This window comes from Bradyrhizobium sp. CCBAU 11386 (assembly GCF_028128955.1).
In the GTDB taxonomy this organism is placed as follows: Bacteria; Pseudomonadota; Alphaproteobacteria; order Rhizobiales; family Xanthobacteraceae; genus Bradyrhizobium.
Map to the genome: position 1 here is coordinate 200,610 of NZ_LBKA01000256.1, position 15,581 is coordinate 216,190.

Sequence of the window (15,581 nt, forward strand, 5' to 3'; positions counted from 1 at the left end):
GCGGAGCTAGATCAGGCGCAGACGACGGGTGCTCTGAATGGACAAAGCGATCAGGGCGCCGCGACAACACGGCACCGTGCCCGCCCGATCCAGAATGATGCCCGGACGCGCGCGGCACGCGCTGCTGTGGGCGCACCGATGGTTCGGATTGATCGGCGGCATCGTCGTGGTGTTGATAGGTCTGACCGGAAGCTTCATCGTCTTCTACCGGGAGATCGATGTCGCCCTGAATCCGGCGCTCTATGCTCCCGCTGGTCCGGAGCAAAGGGTCACATTATCGGAAGTGATGCGCGCCGCCGCTGCAGCGGACCCAGCGCCGATTGCCACGATCCTGGCGCCGGAGCGGACCTGGCCCGTCTGGATCGTGATCCATACGCACGAAACCGCAGCAGGCAGCTACCCGAATCGTTGGACGACCATGGTCGATCCTTCGAACGGAAAAGTGCTCGGGCGGCGCGACTACGTCAACGCGTTCGCGCTCAAGGTCTATCGTCTCCACTACACGCTGTTGCTCTATGAGTTCTGGGGCAGGGAGCTGGTCGGCGTGGCCGGCTTCGTGCTGCTCGGATTGGCCATATCGGGCCTCTTCCTGTGGTGGCCGAGGCCTAGCCTTTTCTGGCGATCGGTCTCGGTGCGCAAGAACGTCTCGCTGCTTCGATTTGTTCTGGACGTTCATAGTGCGGCAGGCTTTTGGGCGCTGTTCGTGCTCCTGGGGATCTCAATCACCGGCGTCGGCATCGTTTTTCCCGACGTGGTGCGTCCCATCGTTGGTCTTCTGTCGCAACCGACGCCTGATCGCTCGCCGCGGGTCGAAATGCCGCCCCCGGCAGGGACGCCGCTGCTCCCAGCCGATGCGATCGCGCAAATGGCGCAGGCGGCCAAGCCTGGCGTGGCGATCGCCATGTTCAATCCGCCGACCGCAACGCGCAGCACCTGGCGCGTGCAGTTTCGTCCTGATGGTGCTGATCCCGCCGTACGGGCACGAGGGGCGATCTGGCTCGATCCATGGAGCGGCGCGGTGGTGCACGACCGCACGCCGGGCACCCTATCGATGGGGGACCGCTATATAGCCGAACAGCTCTGGCTCCACAACGGCGCGACGTTCGGACTCGCGGGGCGCCTGCTTGTGTTCGCAGCCGGCGCTTCGCACCGCTCGCCCTGTTCGTCAGCGGCTTGATGATGTGGCTCAAGAGACGTCCTGGGAAGGTGAGGGCCGGCGAACGGGTCACCGCCGCACGATCGAGCCGGCCCGGTTGACTAGGCGCGCAAGCTGCTTGAAGCGACTGCCGACCCGGTCGGCGACGATGTCGCCGAGACGGTGCTCGAACACCAGCATCAATTTGCGGCCCTGGCTGCGGAAATGGGTGGCGGGCAGCACGCCCGGCCGTGCCGCCGAGATCAGATGCGCGACGCGGAATGCCGCGCCGAGCAGGCGGGCGCGGTCGAGCTGGGCCGGCGTCAGCAACTCCTGCGTGGTGGCCGGCGGCTGGTTTTCCTCGCTGAGGCCCGCATAGCGATAGAACACGGACAGGCCGACAAAGGCGCGCTCGGTGTGGGTGATCGCGCCGAAATTGCCGTTGACGACGAGGCTGAGCGTCTGCTCGCCGCGGTGATCGGGATGCACGCGCCAGCCGATGTCGGAGAGCAGGCAGGCGGTGTGGCGCAAGCGGCGGTCTTCTTCCGTCTCGCGCAGCTTCACCACGCGCACCAGGCGATCGGTCCAGGCGATCAGCTCGCGGGCGTGCTTGGCCGAGCGCGACAGCAGCTGATTGAGCTCTTCGGCCGCGCAGATCAGCCCGTCCTTGTTGCGCTCGGTCTCCGGCAGCTTCTCGTGCAGCAGGCCCTCGCGCACGCCGAAGGTCGAGAACACGATGGTCTTGGGCTTCGCCACGCGGATGATGTGCTCGAGCACCAGCGCCGCATAGGTGAGGAGCGGGCGCCGCGCATCGGCGACGATCTCGATGTCGGCGAGCATGTTGGCGGCCGCGAGACGGCGGAGGCGACGCGAAAAGTCGAGCGCCTCGGCCGCGGAGATGGAATAGCCGTGCATCACCTGGAGCGGATAGCCGCTCTGGATGATGTGGATGCGCGCGAGCGCGCGCCAGGTGCCGCCGACGGCGTAGAATGTGCGGCCGCTACCTGCCTTGAGCTGCGGGATCTCGTCGAGCTCCTCGCGCACGATACGGTCGGCGCGCTTGAGCGATTTGTGCGCGAGGTCCTGGAGCGCGAGCCCGCCGAGCGGCAGGGTCACGCCGCTGCGCACGCTGTTCCTGCGCACGTCGATCAGCTCGAGCGAGCCGCCGCCGAGATCGCCGACGATGCCGTCGGGGTGGTGGATGCCGGAGATCACGCCGAGCGCCGACAGCCGCGCCTCGCGCGGGCCCGATAGGATCTCGATCTTGACGGCGCAGATGCGCTCGGCCTTGGCGATGAAGTCGGGGCCGTTGGAGGCGTCGCGGCAGGCGGCGGTCGCGATCGCGAACACGCGTCCGACCTGCATCACGCGGCACAGCGCGCGGAACCGCTTCAGCGAGGTCAACGCCTTGTCGACGGCGTCGGGCGCGAGCAGGCCCGTGCTCTGCACCTCACGCCCGAGGCCGCACAGCGTCTTCTCGTTGAAGATCGGAATGAGGCTCCGCGTCAGTCCCTCGTAGACGACGAGACGGACCGAGTTGGACCCGATGTCGATGACCGCGACGCTCGAGCCGCGCTTACGCGGACGAGTCACGTCGTCGCCCGATCAGGATTGATGGCGTTCGTTCCGGCGCGTGAGACGGCGCGGCGAGGATTCCTTGAGCGACTTTCCACGGCCAGACAGACTCGGATTTGTCATGAAGTAGTTGTGCACGTTGAAAGGCTCCTCGCCCTTCGCGGCCTTCATACGCGTTGAGGACCCATCCGGCAACAATTGCCAGCTTTGCTCATTGTCCTTGAGATTCGCGACCATGATCTGTTCGAGAACCTGCTGATGCACCGTGGGATTTTGCAGCGGACACAGCACCTCGACGCGGCGGTCGAGGTTGCGCGGCATCATGTCGGCCGAGGAGATATACACAGCCGCTTTCGCGCTCGGCAGCCCCTGTCCCATGCCGAAGCAGTAGATTCGGCCGTGTTCCAGGAAGCGCCCGATGATCGACTTGACGCGGATGTTCTCCGACAGGCCGGGAATGCCGGGCCTGAGGCAACAGATGCCGCGCACCACGAGCTCGACCTGGACGCCGGCCTGCGAGGCCTCGTAGAGCGCGTCGATGATGTCGGGGTCGACCAGCGCGTTCATCTTCATCCAGACCGCGCCGGGGCGGCCATGCCGCGCATGCGCGGTCTCGCCCTGGATGTGCTCGATGATGCGCTTGCGCAAGGTCAGCGGCGACACCGCCATCTTTTCCAGATCGCTCGGCGCGGCATAGCCGGTGATGAAGTTGAAGACGCGCGCGGCGTCGCGGCCGATGGTCGGCTCCGAGGTGAAGTAGGAGAGGTCGGTGTAGATGCGCGCGGTCACGGGGTGATAATTGCCGGTGCCGGTGTGGACGTAGGTCGTGAGGCTGCCGCCCTCGCGGCGCACCACCATCGAGAGTTTTGCGTGCGTCTTCAGTTCGAGGAAGCCGTAGACCACCTGCACGCCGGCGCGTTCGAGGTCGCGCGCCCAGCGGATGTTGGCCTCCTCGTCGAAGCGCGCCTTCAGCTCGATCAGCGCGGTGACGGATTTGCCGGCCTCGGCGGCTTCGGCGAGCGCGCGCACGATCGGCGAGTTGTTGGAGGTGCGGTAGAGCGTCTGCTTGATCGCGACGACATCGGGGTCGCGCGTCGCCTGCTGGAGGAACTGCACCACCACGTCGAAGGATTCGTAGGGGTGATGGACGATGAGGTCCTTCTGCCGGATCGCGGCAAAGATGTCGCCGCCGTGCTCGCGCACGCGCTCGGGATGGCGTGGCACGTAAGGGGTGAATTCGAGGTCGGGCCGGTCGAGGCGGGTGAGCTGCGACAGCTCGTTCATGGCGAGCACGCCGTCGACCAGGAATACTTCGTCGTCGGCGGCGGAGAGGGCATGCTGCACGAAGCTGCGCAGCTGCTCCGGCATCTTGGCGTCGATCTCGAGCCGGATCACCGATCCGCGGCGGCGGCGCTTCAGCGCGGTCTCGAACAGGCGGACGAGGTCCTCGGCCTCTTCCTCGATTTCGAGCTCGGAGTCGCGGATGATCCGGAAGGCGCCCTGGCCGTGCAGATTGTAGCCGGGGAACAGGCGGTTGATGAACAGGGCGGTCGCCTGTTCCAGCGAGATCAGCCGCACGGTGCCCTCCGCCGGCAGGCGAATGAAGCGGTCGATCTTGCCGGGCATGCGGATCAGCGCGTTCATCTGCTTGCCGTCGGCGGCGCGCGTGAGCTGGAGCGCGATGGTGAAGCCGAGGCTCGGGATGAACGGGAAGGGGTGGGCCGGGTCGATCGCGAGCGGCGTCAGCAGCGGGAACACGTTGTTGAGGAAGTAGTCCTCGATCCAGGTCCGCTCCGCCTTGGTGACCTCCTTGCCGTCCACCAGCACGATGCCGACATCGGCCAGCGCGGCGCGCAGGTCGCGCCAGATCGCCTGCTGGTCCGAGGCAAGCGGGGAGACGGTGCGGTTGATCAGCGCGAGCTGCTCGGACGGCGTCAGGCCGTCGGGGCTGCGCTCGGCAATGCCCTCGCGCACCTGGGCCTTGATGCCGGCGACGCGGACCATGAAGAATTCGTCGAGGTTATTTGCGGAAATCGACAGGAATCGCACCCGCTCCAGCACGGGATGGCTGGGATTGACCGATTCCTCCAGGACGCGGCGGTTGAAATGCAGCCAGGAGAGCTCGCGGTTGATGAATCGCTCGGGGCTCGAGGCGATCGCCGGCAGGCTCTCGGCTTCCGCGTCTTTTTCTTTTGTTTCAACAACTTGAGCGGAGTCCATGAGAAGTCGGTCCATCCAGTTTGCCCCAATTTGCGACTTACGCGCAAAACCGGCGGGAGCATGTGTTAGGGCGATGACGTTTCGATGACATTGATGTTCCGCCGTTCCGCGCCGTCAAGCGGCGTTGGGCGGGGTCACGCATCCCGCAACAGTTCGGCGGCCAGCGCCCGGGTCACGGGGCGGCCGAGCCGCAGGGCCTCGCTGTCGAGCAGTCCCACGGCATGCCGGGCGGCGGCCGAGGATCGCTCCAGGCGCGTGGCGAGGTAGCTCACCACGCTCTCGTCCACGGTGAGCTGGCGGTCGGCGCAGAATTTGACGATCAGGCCACGGAAGAGCTGGTCGTCGGGGGGCAGCAGCGTGACCACCGGGACGGCGCGCAGCCGCGAGCGCAGGTCGCGGAGCTCGATGTCCAGCGAAGCCGGCACATCGCGCCCCGTGAACAGGACATAGGCGCCGTCCTCACGGGCGAGGTTCATCAGGTGGAAGAGGGCACGCTCGTCAAAGTCCTTGGCCTTGAGATCCTCGACCACCAGCGCGCCGGTGGCGAGCGCACCGGGAACGCCTGCGGCGGTCAACGCATTGGCCGTGGTCGAGCGGGCGCCGGCCTCCTCGGCCCAGATCGCGGCGAGATGGCTCTTGCCGCTGCCTTCGGGGCCGGCCAGCCACATGATCCGGTTCGGCCATTCCGGCCAGCCGTCGATCAAGCCAAGGCCAGCCGCGTTGGCGGGGCCTTCGAGGAAATTGTCCCGGCTGAGGCTCTCCGCGTGCGGAAGCGAGAACGCCAATTGTCGGGGGTGAACGCGGCCTGCCACGCTTGCTTTGCTCCATGCCGGATGGCCGGCCTCGGTTGAAAGATTCGACCTATCGGGCGTGAGTTGGCCTTTTGCGGGGCCGGTTCGCGCTCATTTGGCCTCGATCGTGCTCATGTGCCGCACCCACTCGACGAGATAGAGCGACACGGAGGAAAGCGTGAAGATCGTGACGAGACCCATCAGGATAATATCATAGGGCGCCGGCTTGAAACCGAAGGCAAGCGCGGCCAGCACCAGCGCTGCGAATGCCACCTGGACGACCGTGTTGAGCTTCGACACTTTCGACGGCTTCATCTCGACGGGCCGGTCGAACAGCCAGGACACGATCACGGCGGCGACGATCATGATGTCGCGGGATACCACCAGGATCACGATCCAGCGCGGAATCGCGCCCCAGATGCCGAGCGACATATAGATCGAGACCAGCAGCGCCTTGTCCGCGAGCGGATCGAGCAAGGCGCCGAGCTCGCTTGTCATGTTGAAGCGCTTGGCGAGGAAGCCGTCCACGGCATCGCTGATCCCGGCAATCAGGAAGACGGCGAACGCCACCTCCATTTGGCTCGACACGATGGCCCAGACGATGATCGGGACCAGCATGATGCGGCCCAAGGTAATAATGTTCGGAATACTCACGCGGCGCTTCCCGGCACCCGGCCTGACCTCGAATCCGGCCTCTTTGAAGGCCGAACCCGTTGATATCTACATAGTATGGCGCCGAGCGCCATGCGAGCCATTGCGCGTCCCCGGAATTCGACGTAACCAGCCGCAAACCCACTGGAAATCGGGCATGACCGACCGCAAAAACGGCCTCACTTACGCCGATTCAGGCGTCGATATCGACGCGGGCAACCGCCTGGTCGATCTGATCAAGCCGATGGTGCGCGCCACAGCGCGGCCCGGCGCCGACGCCGAGATCGGCGGCTTTGGCGGCCTGTTCGACCTCAAGGCGGCCGGTTTCAGGGATCCCGTCCTGGTCGCCGCCACCGACGGCGTCGGAACCAAGGTCAAGATCGCGATCGAGACCGGCCTGCATGGCGGGATCGGCATCGACCTCGTCGCCATGAGCGTCAACGACCTCGTGGTGCAGGGCGCCGAGCCACTGTTCTTTCTCGACTATTTCGCCTGCGGCAAGCTCGACCCGGAGGCCACGGCTGCGATCGTCGCGGGTGTCGCCGAAGGCTGCCGGGAATCCGGCTGCGCCCTGATCGGCGGCGAGACCGCCGAGATGCCAGGCCTCTACAAGGACGGCGACTATGACCTCGGCGGCTTTGCCGTCGGCGCCGCCGAGCGCGGTACGCTGTTGCCGCGCAAGGACATCGCCGCCGGAGACGCCGTGATCGGTCTCGCCTCGTCGGGCGTGCACTCCAACGGCTTCTCGCTGGTGCGCAAGATCGTCGAGCAGTCCGGCTTCGGCTTCGAGGCGCCGGCGCCGTTCGCGCCCGTCATGACGCTCGGCGGCGCGCTGCTGACGCCGACGCGGCTCTACGTCAAATCCTGCCTGCGCGCGATCCGCGAGACCGGCGCGGTGAAGGGGCTCGCCCACATCACCGGCGGCGGCTTCACCGACAACATTCCGCGCGTGCTGCCGAAGAATCTTGGCGTCGGCATCGATCTGGCGCGTCTGCCGGTGCTGCCGGTGTTCAAATGGCTGGCCGCGCAGGCCGGCATCGCCGAGCTCGAAATGCTGCGCACCTTTAACTGCGGCATCGGCATGATCGCGATCGTCGAGCCGGACAAGGTCGACAAGGTGATCGAGGTCTTCACCGACGCCGGCGAGACTGTGGCGCAGCTCGGCACCCTGATCCCGGCCGAGGGCGAGCACCGTGTCGTCTATAACGGCCACCTCGACCTGGCGCTGTGATGAAGCGCCGCGTCGCCATCCTGATCTCCGGCCGCGGCTCCAACATGTCGGCCCTGATCAGGGCTGCCGCCCCGCCAGATTTTCCGGCGGAGATTTCGCTCGTCATCTCGAACAAGGCAGATGCGCTCGGGCTCGAACGGGCCAGGGCGGGCGGCGTAAAGACCCTCGTGATCGAGAGCAAGCCGTTCGGCAAGGATCGCGCCGGCTTCGAGGCGGTGCTGCAGGCCGCGCTCGATCAGCACGGCATCGAGCTGATCTGTCTCGGCGGCTTCATGCGCCTGTTTACGGCCGAATTCACCAAGTCCTGGTACGGGCGGATGCTCAACATCCATCCCTCGCTGCTGCCGTCGTTTCCCGGCCTCGACCCGCACGGCCAAGCCCTGCGCGCCGGCGTCAAACTGTCTGGCGCGACGGTGCACTTCGTCATCCCCGAGACCGACGCCGGCCCGATCGTGATGCAGGGCGCGGTTCCCGTCAGCGACCACGATACCGCGGACACGCTGTCGGAGCGCATCCTCGAAGTCGAGCACCGCATCTATCCGGAAGCGCTACGGCTGCTGGCGACCGGCAAGGTCCAGATCGAGGGCGATGTCTGCAAGACGGCGGGCAGCGGGCCGTCGGAGAATTTCCTGATTGCGCCGGTGGTGAAGTAGGGCAACTGCCCAGCTATTCGATTTAGTTTGCCGACTCGCCGTTGCGCTCACGGCGCTGCAAACGGATCGAGCAGCGTGACGCCGGCCGATTCAATATCGGCAATGTTGCGCGTCACCAGTGTCAGGCCGTGAACCTTGGCAGTGGCGGCAAGAAGGCTGTCAATGAGCGGCAGCGGATTGGGAATTCCAAGGAGGGCCCAGGTCTCGGCGACGGTCTCATCGATTGGAAGAACCCGATCGGCGAGTCGGATCCTCATCTGCGAAAACCATCGGTCGAGAGATGTCGCCTGGAGCGGATCGTTTCGCCTTTTCAGTTCGATGCCTCGGCGAATTTCGGCCAGAACCAAGACACTCGTTCCGATATCCTCCGCTGGGGTCTGATTGACCCACCGAATGACGTTTGGGTCGGCGCGCTCGCGCTTGCGTATTTCGGAAATGACGTTGGTGTCGACCAGAAACCTCACAAGTCGACCTCCCGCCAGCCGTCACGCCGGGGCTGATCGAATACACCGTCGAACGCTTCATCGGGAAGTTCGGAGCCAAAGACGTCGAAGGCGGTCCTGACGTCAGCATTGAGGAGAGCACTTGCGAGCGTCGATCGAAGCGCAGCAGCTCTTTCCGGTTTGTCGCGCAGGGTTTCGGCTAGGGCGCGGATGAGACTTGCGTCCTTCTTCGCAGCTTGGACTTCAACCCGTACCAGACCACGCGCTGCGGCGCGGCGCCGATGGGTCCGGGTTGCCTTTCGCTGGGATTTTGTTGCCACAGGCCACCTCGCGTTCAATTTCCGGTAATATAACCGGAAATCTGCGCGGCGTCCAATCAGAACGGACAGGGGGCTAATAACAAAATCCCCCGGCAGAGCCGGGGGCAACGTCGTGATGTCTCGCGTGTGAGACGAGAGATCAGGAGACCTTGAGGTTCTCCGCGGATGATTTTCCGCGGTTCTCCACGAGGTCGTATTCAACCACCTGGTTTTCGTTGAGGGTGGAGAGTCCTGCACGCTCGACGGCGGAGATATGGACGAACACGTCCTTGTCGCTGCCGTTCGGCTTGATGAACCCATAGCCCTTGGTGGGGTTGAACCATTTGACGGTGCCCTTTTGCGGCATCGCTAGTCTCCTCCGCTAGATAAAAAAAAGACGCGGCCGCTTTTCGCGTGCCACGCCACAAACGGGCTTCCGGAAGTCTGTTCGAGTCTTGAGTCTCAATGTCGCGAAACGCACAGTCGAGCGGCCAATTCCGATTGTGTCCGATATTGCAACACGAAAATGGCCCGTTAGCAAGCCGCGCGCAAATTTCAAGACCCCACCCGGAAGTGCCCGTCTGCAATTTCCGACCTGTGGCCGCGGAACCACAATCGGGAGCAATCACCCCTGTCTGGAGGCGCCAGCCGGTTGACCCTCAGTAACAGTTCGGCGCAAATCGCAGCATGCGTGCGCCGCTCGTGTTGCATTTTTGCGCGCCGCCATTTGCTTCGGGATTTGTCGTCATGTGCTGCACATCGCAGCCCCCAGGGACACGGCAGACGATCGGGCTGAACCGCGTCCGCCGGGGCGCGGCAGCGATCGCGATGGCGCTTGCGCTCGTCGTGGCGATGTCGGCGGCGACGCCCGGCTACGCGCAGACCCCGACGCCAACGCCGACCCCAACGCCCACGCCGACGCCAATTCCGATGCCGACCTCGACCAATTACGACCAGTCGGTCGGTAACAGCACGCTCGATCTCGGGTCGGGGTTTCTGGAGCGGCTCGGCAACCAGGCGTCGGGTGGTTTCAACCGGGCGTTCCGGACCAATCCGGGCGGCGGCGGCGCGTCCGCAAGCACGGAAGATCCCCGTTACCGCACCTGGTTCGAGGGCTACGGTATTTCGGTCCGCACCGATGCGCAGGGGGATTTCGTCGGCGACAAGCGCAAGACGTTTGGCGGCGTCGCCGGCTTCGGCGCGCGGCTCGCGCCTGGCGTCAATCTCGGCTTCTCCGTCGATCAGAGCCACACCGATATCGACGTGCCGCTCGCGCTCCAGTCGGCGACGCTCGATTTGACCCAGGTCGGCTTCAACGGCTCCATCGACAAAGGCCCGTGGACCTGGGCGTTCGCGGTGGTGCACGGTTTCGGCAAGGTCCGTTCCAGCCGGGATACCGGCTTTGGCCTTGCCACCGCCGGCTATCGTGCCGCGGTCGACGGCGCACTGACGGAGATCAGCTACTACTGGACCAAGGATCAGATGCGCGTCGTGCCCAAGGGTGCGCTCGAATATGTCCGCGCCACCAGTGCGGCGTTCCAGGAGGCCGGCGGCCTCGATCCGCTCAACGTCGGCTCGACGGCGCTCTCGCGCGCGCGTGTCATGATCGGGGCCGAGGTCGGCCGCTACTTCATCTTCGGCCAGAAGATTCTGGATCTCTCGGCCTACGGCAAGTTCGTCGACAATTTTTATCAGAACCTCGGCTCGGTCCAGGTCAGCCTGGGGACCGAGAGCATCGTCGTGCCCGGCATCGGCGAGAGCCGCTACGGCATGGATGCCGGCGCCTCCGGCTCGCTCAGCCTGACCAACACCGCGCGGCTCTACATCAATTACGACGGCAAGTTCCGCAACGAGCTCACCTCGCACCAGGGCACGGTCGGCTTCGAATATCGGTGGTGAGCGCCGCGCTCACGTCGGCGTCGCTGCGATGTAACCGGTGAGCCCAAAGCCTTCGCGCGCGGCCGTCATCATCGGCACCAGCGCGTTCGGATGGATGAACTCGTCGCGGAAGCAGGGATAAGTCCTGGGATCGAAGATCTTCTTCAGCCAGTCGATCACGATCTTGTGGCGCTCGGAGTCGCGAAACTCCTTGTGATAGGTGAGCCATAGGTCGGCGTGGTGGCTCACGCCGAGATCGACGGCAATGAACGGTGCGCCGAGCGCGATCGACACCGTCGGCAGGAAGCCGATGCCGGCGCCGCGCTCAACCGCGTAGAGTACGCCGACCGAGGAGTTGGTCTTGATTCCGACGATGCCCTCGAGCGATTTAAGCCCGAGCACGCGGGCGTAGGCCCCGTCGTCGACCTGCGGAGCACTCTGCTTGATGATGCGGTGGTTCTTCAATTCGGCGAGCGTCGCCGGCAGGCCGTAGAGGCTTTCGTACTCCTTGGAGACGAAGGGGTAGATGTGCAGACGGCCGAGCTTTGCGACGATCAGATCGGGGTTGGTCGGCGGCTCGAGCTGGATCGCGATATCGGACTCGAGCCGCGCGACGTCGGCCTGCTCCATCGCGCAGCGCAGATCGACGGTGATCTTGCGATAGGTTTTCTGGAAATCGATCAGCCGCGGCAGGATCCAGAAATTGCCGGGGCCTTCCGTCACGGCGACGCGCACGGTGCCCGACGTATCGTTCGACGAGCGCGATGCGCGCCGGAAGACGTTGAAGGCGTGACGCTCCATATGCGCGACGTCGGCAATCATCGCTGTGCCTTCGTCGCTGAGCGTGAGCCCGCTCTGGTCGCGCAGGAACAGCTTGCAGCCGATGCTCTCTTCGAGTCGGTCGATCCGGCGCATCAGCGTCGTCGAGGTGAGGCCGAGTTCTTCGGCGGCGTTGCGAAAACTTTTATATTTTGCGCACGCTAGAAATAGTTTCAAATCGTCCCAGGACGCGTCCAGGGCTTCTTCACGGTGCTGCATCATCGCAGCACCCCGGTGCAATAACTGCTGCATACTCTTGATCCCCAGCCGCTAAGCTCGACATAGCGGGGCACGAAAGCCGCAAACGATAGAGGGGCGATCTGGCTATGGAAAGGGGCTCGTTTGCCGCAAGGCATGATTTCGACGCGCTGCCGCTCAGTCCGGATGTCGATGTCCGTTGCGCGCAATTTTCCGAAATTGCGACGCTTTCCGAGATGGCGCGCCGGCTGGTGCCCGGTGTGCAGATCGGAACGGCGGAACTGGCGAAATACTTCACTTTCGATCCTCAGAGCATCCTGACCTTCAGCCGGAACGGCAAGCTGCTCGGTGGCATGGCCTTCCTGTTTCTGAGCGACCGCGGGCACGATGCGTTGTTGCTCGACGAGATCTGCCTCACCGCGCCGGAGACGCACTATCTTGCCTCCGCGAAGGAGGAGGTTGCTGCCATCTACATCTGGGCGATTGCGGCGACGGGCCGCGGCATCGCTGGTCTCGGCAAGGCCGCGGCCCACCTGCGACAGCTAAGATTTCGCGGCGCGGATTGCTATGCGCAGCCGTCAACCGTGGCCGGACGCGACATCATGAGGGCGACCGGCTTCGAGCCGGTTCCGAGCTTCCAACCCGACCTGTGGTGCTACGAGCGCCCATGGCACCGGCGGCCGATGCGCATGCCGGGCGCGATCATCAAAGCAAGGAGTTTTGCAGATGCACGGTACTAGGATTCCCCTCGCGAAGCCCGACTCCCGCGCCGTCACCATCCGCCTTGCGCGCGATCCCAACGATCTCATGCTTGTCACCGCGATCCGCTCGGCGGTCTATCTCGCCGAGCAGGATTGTCCGTTCGAAGAGGAGTTCGACGGCAACGACATGGTGGCCGCGCATTTCATCGGCTATGTCGGCAACGAGCCTGCGGGCTGCCTGCGGGTGCGCTTCTTCGGCGATTTCGCCAAGGTGGAGCGGCTCGCGGTGCGACACCAATATCGGCGCTCGCGCGTCTCGTTCAAGCTGGTGCAGGCGAGCGTCGACTATGTGAAGCGCAAGGGGTTTCGCAAGATCTACGGCCAGGCGCAGGACCGGCTGGTCGATTTCTGGGCCCATTTCGGTGCCAAACCGCTCGGCCACAATCGCAAGATCACCTTCTCGGATTTTTCCTACACGGAAATGCTGCTGGAGATCGAGCCGGGGCCGGACGCCATCACGCTGGACAGCGATCCTTACGTGATCATCCGTCCCGAGGGCGATTGGGACCGGCCGGGCGTGCTCGACGCCTCCGCCGGGCGGGCGGTGACCTCGCCGCTGCGGGACCTCGCGCTCGCCGATCGCTGAAACTGGTGCAGCTCTGCGCAAGATAATGCTGGCTTCCATCAACGATAATCCGCCCATCCTGGTCTGCGCGGATCTCCAGGTCGAATATCTGACCCCCGGGCGTCGCCACGTCATCCTCGACGGCGAGGCCGCCACCGCGCGCTGCCTGGAGCTCCTGACGCTTTGGCGCGACAATCTCTGGCCGGTGATGCATCTGAAGCGCATCGCCCAGGCGGCCTGGTTCAATCCGGCATCCAGGCTGACCGATTGGATCGCGGCGACCAAGCCGCGGCCCGGCGAGATGACGTTCGAGCACCCGCTGCCCTCGGCCTACAGCTCGGCGCGGTTTGTGGACTACATGGCCAATATCCGCAACGTGCGCTGCGTGCTGATCGGCTTTTCCCTGGACGAGACCATCCTCGCCACCGCCGTCGACGGGTTTCACCGCAGCCATCATTATCAGGTGGTGGCGGACGCCGTGGCCTGCCGCCAGCCGGGCGCGGGCGATGCCGCCGCCTACAAGCATGCGGTAGTGAATGTCGTCGCTAACTTTGCTACAATCCAACCCAGCGCCGAACTGATCAGAACCAGCGGCGCCGTCGCGGTGTAGGCGGTCGCGATCGGCGGATGGATGGGGTGGGACATTGTCAAGGGGAGACGAACTCAAGGAGCTGGCAAGCGACCTGTCGCGGGCCGTCGAGGCGGCGCGGCGCGTCGGCTTGCCCACGACGGTCTATCTGCTGTCGATGGCGCTGGTGGAGGTGCGGGAAGCTGCTGCTGCCGCCGCCGACGATGGTGATGACGACAGCGCAGCCTGAGCGCTGTTCCGTCTGCGGCTTTGTGCAACGCTGCTGAGCGCTTGCTGCCGACGAATTGGCGTTGCAAGTTCTGCGTTGTCGCAATAGCCAAGTGATGACGCTGGCCGTGCCGGCGATGTGACGACCTTGAGGATCTTTCGCAAATGTCCATGCTGCCGAATTCGCAAGAGGCCCGGGATGTGGCCTACCAGCTCCATCCCTACACCAACGCGCGCACCCATCAGCAGGCCGGTCCCCTGGTGATCGAGCGCGGCGAGGGCCCTTACGTCTTTGACGCATCGGGCAAGCGCTATTTCGAGGCGATGGCGGGCCTGTGGAGCGTCGGGCTCGGCTTCAACGAGAAGCGCCTGGTCGAGGCGGCGCACAAGCAGATGCAGGCGCTGCCGTTCTACCACACGTTCTCCGCCAAATCGCACGGGCCCTCGATCGACCTCGCCGAGAAGCTGGTGGCGCTCGCGCCGGTGCCGATGAGCAAGGTGTTCTTCACCAATTCCGGCTCTGAGGCGAACGACACCGTCCTGAAGCTGATCGCCTATCGCTCCAATGCGCTCGGCCAGCCGCAGCGCAAGAAGGTGATCAGCCGCCTGCGCGCCTATCACGGCGTCACCATCGCGTCGGCCAGCCTCACGGGCCTGCCGAACAATCACCGCTCGTTCGACCTGCCGCTGCCGAACATCCTGCACACGGGCTCGCCGCACTTCTACAAGGACGGCGCGCCCGGCGAGAGCGAGGAGGCATTCGCCACGCGCCGGGCCGAGGAGCTCGACGCGCTGATCCAGAAGGAGGGGCCGGATACGATCGCAGCCTTCTTCGGCGAGCCAGTGATGGGGGCGGGCGGCGTCATCGTGCCGCCCGCGACCTATTGGGACAAGATCCAGGCGGTCTTGAGGAAGTACGACATCCTGCTGGTCGCCGACGAGGTGATCTGCGGCTTCGGCCGCACCGGCAAGATGTTCGGCTGCGAGACCTATGGCATCAAGCCGGACGCGATCGTTGTCTCCAAGCAGATCACGTCGAGCTATTTCCCGCTGTCGGCGATCATCCTGAACGACCGCATGTTCGAGCCGATCGCGGACGAGAGCAACAAGATCGGCGTGCTCGGCCACGGTTTCACCGCGGGCGGCCACCCCGTCGGCTCGGCCATTGCACTGGAAAACCTGAAGATCATCGAGGAGCGCGGCCTGGTCGCGCATGCCGCCGAGCTCGGCGCCTACATGCAGGGCAAGCTGCGTGAGCTTGCCAGCCATCCGCTGGTCGGCGAGGTCCGCGGCGTCGGCATGATCGCCGCGCTCGAGCTCGTGCTCGACAAGCAGCGCAAGACGGCAGCGGCGACACCCGGCGCCGTCGGCGGCATTGCCAGCCGCATGCTCCAGGAGCGCGGTGTGATCTCCCGCAACATGCTCGATGCCATCGCCATCTGCCCGCCGCTGATCGTCACCAAGAGCCAGATCGACGAGCTGGTGGCGGCGATATCGGGCGTGCTGAACGACATGAAGGCGGAAGTGGCGAAGCTGACGCCGGCGTAGGATCGAGCGTGTCAGTGT

At 64.9% G+C, this 15,581-nt stretch carries 17 protein-coding genes; 9 read left to right on the plus strand and 8 right to left on the minus strand.

Annotated elements, in window-relative coordinates; genetic code table 11:
- The first annotated feature begins 37 nt into the window (after positions 1-37).
- Positions 38-1,177, plus strand: coding sequence for a PepSY-associated TM helix domain-containing protein (locus XI09_RS37990; protein ID WP_271571457.1), 1,140 nt, complete (start codon positions 38-40; stop codon positions 1,175-1,177).
- 48 nt (positions 1,178-1,225) lie between these two features.
- Here the strand turns inward: XI09_RS37990 and ppx are convergent, their stop codons facing one another.
- From ppx to XI09_RS38010, 4 genes are all read right to left on the minus strand, one after another.
- Complete coding sequence (ppx, locus tag XI09_RS37995) at positions 1,226-2,728, minus strand: exopolyphosphatase (RefSeq protein WP_271571458.1); 1,503 nt, start codon at positions 2,726-2,728, stop codon at positions 1,226-1,228.
- 12 nt (positions 2,729-2,740) lie between these two features.
- Positions 2,741-4,930, minus strand: a complete 2,190-nt coding sequence (locus tag XI09_RS38000) for an RNA degradosome polyphosphate kinase (RefSeq protein ID WP_271571459.1) — start codon at positions 4,928-4,930, stop codon at positions 2,741-2,743.
- A 134-nt stretch (positions 4,931-5,064) separates the two neighbouring features.
- Entirely contained in the window at positions 5,065-5,742 is a 678-nt protein-coding gene (locus XI09_RS38005) for a DnaA ATPase domain-containing protein (RefSeq protein WP_271571460.1), read from the minus strand.
- A gap of 90 nt (positions 5,743-5,832) precedes the next feature.
- On the minus strand, positions 5,833-6,375 hold the full coding sequence (locus tag XI09_RS38010) for a CDP-alcohol phosphatidyltransferase family protein (RefSeq protein ID WP_271571461.1): 543 nt from the start codon (positions 6,373-6,375) through the stop codon (positions 5,833-5,835).
- A gap of 154 nt (positions 6,376-6,529) precedes the next feature.
- Here XI09_RS38010 and purM point away from each other — a divergent pair, with 154 nt between their 5' ends.
- Both purM and purN read left to right on the plus strand, forming a co-directional pair.
- The gene (purM, locus tag XI09_RS38015) at positions 6,530-7,603 is read left to right on the plus strand and encodes a phosphoribosylformylglycinamidine cyclo-ligase (protein WP_271571462.1); all 1,074 of its coding nucleotides are present in this window, start codon (positions 6,530-6,532) and stop codon (positions 7,601-7,603) included.
- Positions 7,603-8,256 (plus strand): phosphoribosylglycinamide formyltransferase, encoded by a 654-nt coding sequence (gene purN / locus XI09_RS38020; protein WP_271571463.1) that lies wholly within the window; start codon positions 7,603-7,605, stop codon positions 8,254-8,256. The genes purM and purN overlap by 1 nt, the downstream gene beginning before the upstream one ends.
- 47 nt (positions 8,257-8,303) lie before the next feature.
- Here purN and XI09_RS38025 read toward each other — a convergent pair whose 3' ends face one another.
- From XI09_RS38025 to XI09_RS38035, 3 genes are all read right to left on the minus strand, one after another.
- Positions 8,304-8,720, minus strand: coding sequence for a type II toxin-antitoxin system VapC family toxin (locus XI09_RS38025; RefSeq protein WP_271571464.1), 417 nt, complete (start codon positions 8,718-8,720; stop codon positions 8,304-8,306).
- Complete coding sequence (locus tag XI09_RS38030; RefSeq protein WP_271571465.1) at positions 8,717-9,019, minus strand: hypothetical protein; 303 nt, start codon at positions 9,017-9,019, stop codon at positions 8,717-8,719. Before XI09_RS38030 ends, XI09_RS38025 begins: the two co-directional genes overlap by 4 nt.
- 139 nt (positions 9,020-9,158) lie before the next feature.
- The gene (locus tag XI09_RS38035) at positions 9,159-9,365 is read right to left on the minus strand and encodes a cold-shock protein (RefSeq protein ID WP_008129967.1); all 207 of its coding nucleotides are present in this window, start codon (positions 9,363-9,365) and stop codon (positions 9,159-9,161) included.
- 380 nt (positions 9,366-9,745) lie between these two features.
- On the opposite strand from XI09_RS38035, the gene XI09_RS38040 reads away from it, so the two are divergent.
- Positions 9,746-10,897: an autotransporter outer membrane beta-barrel domain-containing protein gene (locus XI09_RS38040; RefSeq protein WP_271571466.1), complete on the plus strand. Its 1,152-nt coding sequence runs from the start codon at positions 9,746-9,748 to the stop codon at positions 10,895-10,897.
- 9 nt (positions 10,898-10,906) lie between these two features.
- On the opposite strand, the gene XI09_RS38045 is transcribed toward XI09_RS38040, so the two are convergent.
- Entirely contained in the window at positions 10,907-11,947 is a 1,041-nt protein-coding gene (locus XI09_RS38045) for a LysR family transcriptional regulator (RefSeq protein ID WP_271571467.1), read from the minus strand.
- Positions 11,948-12,021: 74 nt separating this feature from the next.
- On the opposite strand from XI09_RS38045, the gene XI09_RS38050 reads away from it, so the two are divergent.
- From XI09_RS38050 to XI09_RS38070, 5 genes are all read left to right on the plus strand, one after another.
- Positions 12,022-12,633, plus strand: coding sequence for a hypothetical protein (locus XI09_RS38050; RefSeq protein ID WP_271571468.1), 612 nt, complete (start codon positions 12,022-12,024; stop codon positions 12,631-12,633).
- Entirely contained in the window at positions 12,620-13,240 is a 621-nt protein-coding gene (locus tag XI09_RS38055) for a GNAT family N-acetyltransferase (RefSeq protein ID WP_092182757.1), read from the plus strand. Before XI09_RS38050 ends, XI09_RS38055 begins: the two co-directional genes overlap by 14 nt.
- A gap of 25 nt (positions 13,241-13,265) precedes the next feature.
- Positions 13,266-13,829 (plus strand): isochorismatase family protein, encoded by a 564-nt coding sequence (locus tag XI09_RS38060; protein WP_271571469.1) that lies wholly within the window; start codon positions 13,266-13,268, stop codon positions 13,827-13,829.
- Positions 13,830-13,863: 34 nt separating this feature from the next.
- The gene (locus tag XI09_RS38065; protein WP_271571470.1) at positions 13,864-14,037 is read left to right on the plus strand and encodes a hypothetical protein; all 174 of its coding nucleotides are present in this window, start codon (positions 13,864-13,866) and stop codon (positions 14,035-14,037) included.
- A 143-nt stretch (positions 14,038-14,180) separates the two neighbouring features.
- Positions 14,181-15,563 carry an aspartate aminotransferase family protein gene (locus XI09_RS38070; RefSeq protein WP_271571471.1) on the plus strand — a complete coding sequence of 461 codons (1,383 nt, stop codon included), beginning with the start codon at positions 14,181-14,183 and terminating at the stop codon, positions 15,561-15,563.
- Positions 15,564-15,581 lie beyond the last annotated feature (18 nt).

Excerpts from the sequence above, each read along its gene's own strand:
- XI09_RS37990 (WP_271571457.1), top strand. The coding sequence starts at position 38 with ATGGACAAAGCGATCAGGGCGCCGCGACAACACGGCACCGTGCCCGCC.
- XI09_RS38000 (WP_271571459.1), bottom strand. The coding sequence starts at position 4,930 with ATGGACTCCGCTCAAGTTGTTGAAACAAAAGAAAAAGACGCGGAAGCC.
- purM (WP_271571462.1), top strand. The coding sequence starts at position 6,530 with ATGACCGACCGCAAAAACGGCCTCACTTACGCCGATTCAGGCGTCGAT.
- purN (WP_271571463.1), top strand. The coding sequence starts at position 7,603 with ATGAAGCGCCGCGTCGCCATCCTGATCTCCGGCCGCGGCTCCAACATG.
- XI09_RS38035 (WP_008129967.1), bottom strand. The coding sequence starts at position 9,365 with ATGCCGCAAAAGGGCACCGTCAAATGGTTCAACCCCACCAAGGGCTAT.
- XI09_RS38040 (WP_271571466.1), top strand. The coding sequence starts at position 9,746 with ATGTGCTGCACATCGCAGCCCCCAGGGACACGGCAGACGATCGGGCTG.
- XI09_RS38045 (WP_271571467.1), bottom strand. The coding sequence starts at position 11,947 with ATGCAGCAGTTATTGCACCGGGGTGCTGCGATGATGCAGCACCGTGAA.
- XI09_RS38050 (WP_271571468.1), top strand. The coding sequence starts at position 12,022 with ATGGAAAGGGGCTCGTTTGCCGCAAGGCATGATTTCGACGCGCTGCCG.
- XI09_RS38055 (WP_092182757.1), top strand. The coding sequence starts at position 12,620 with ATGCACGGTACTAGGATTCCCCTCGCGAAGCCCGACTCCCGCGCCGTC.
- XI09_RS38060 (WP_271571469.1), top strand. The coding sequence starts at position 13,266 with ATGCTGGCTTCCATCAACGATAATCCGCCCATCCTGGTCTGCGCGGAT.
- XI09_RS38070 (WP_271571471.1), top strand. The coding sequence starts at position 14,181 with ATGTCCATGCTGCCGAATTCGCAAGAGGCCCGGGATGTGGCCTACCAG.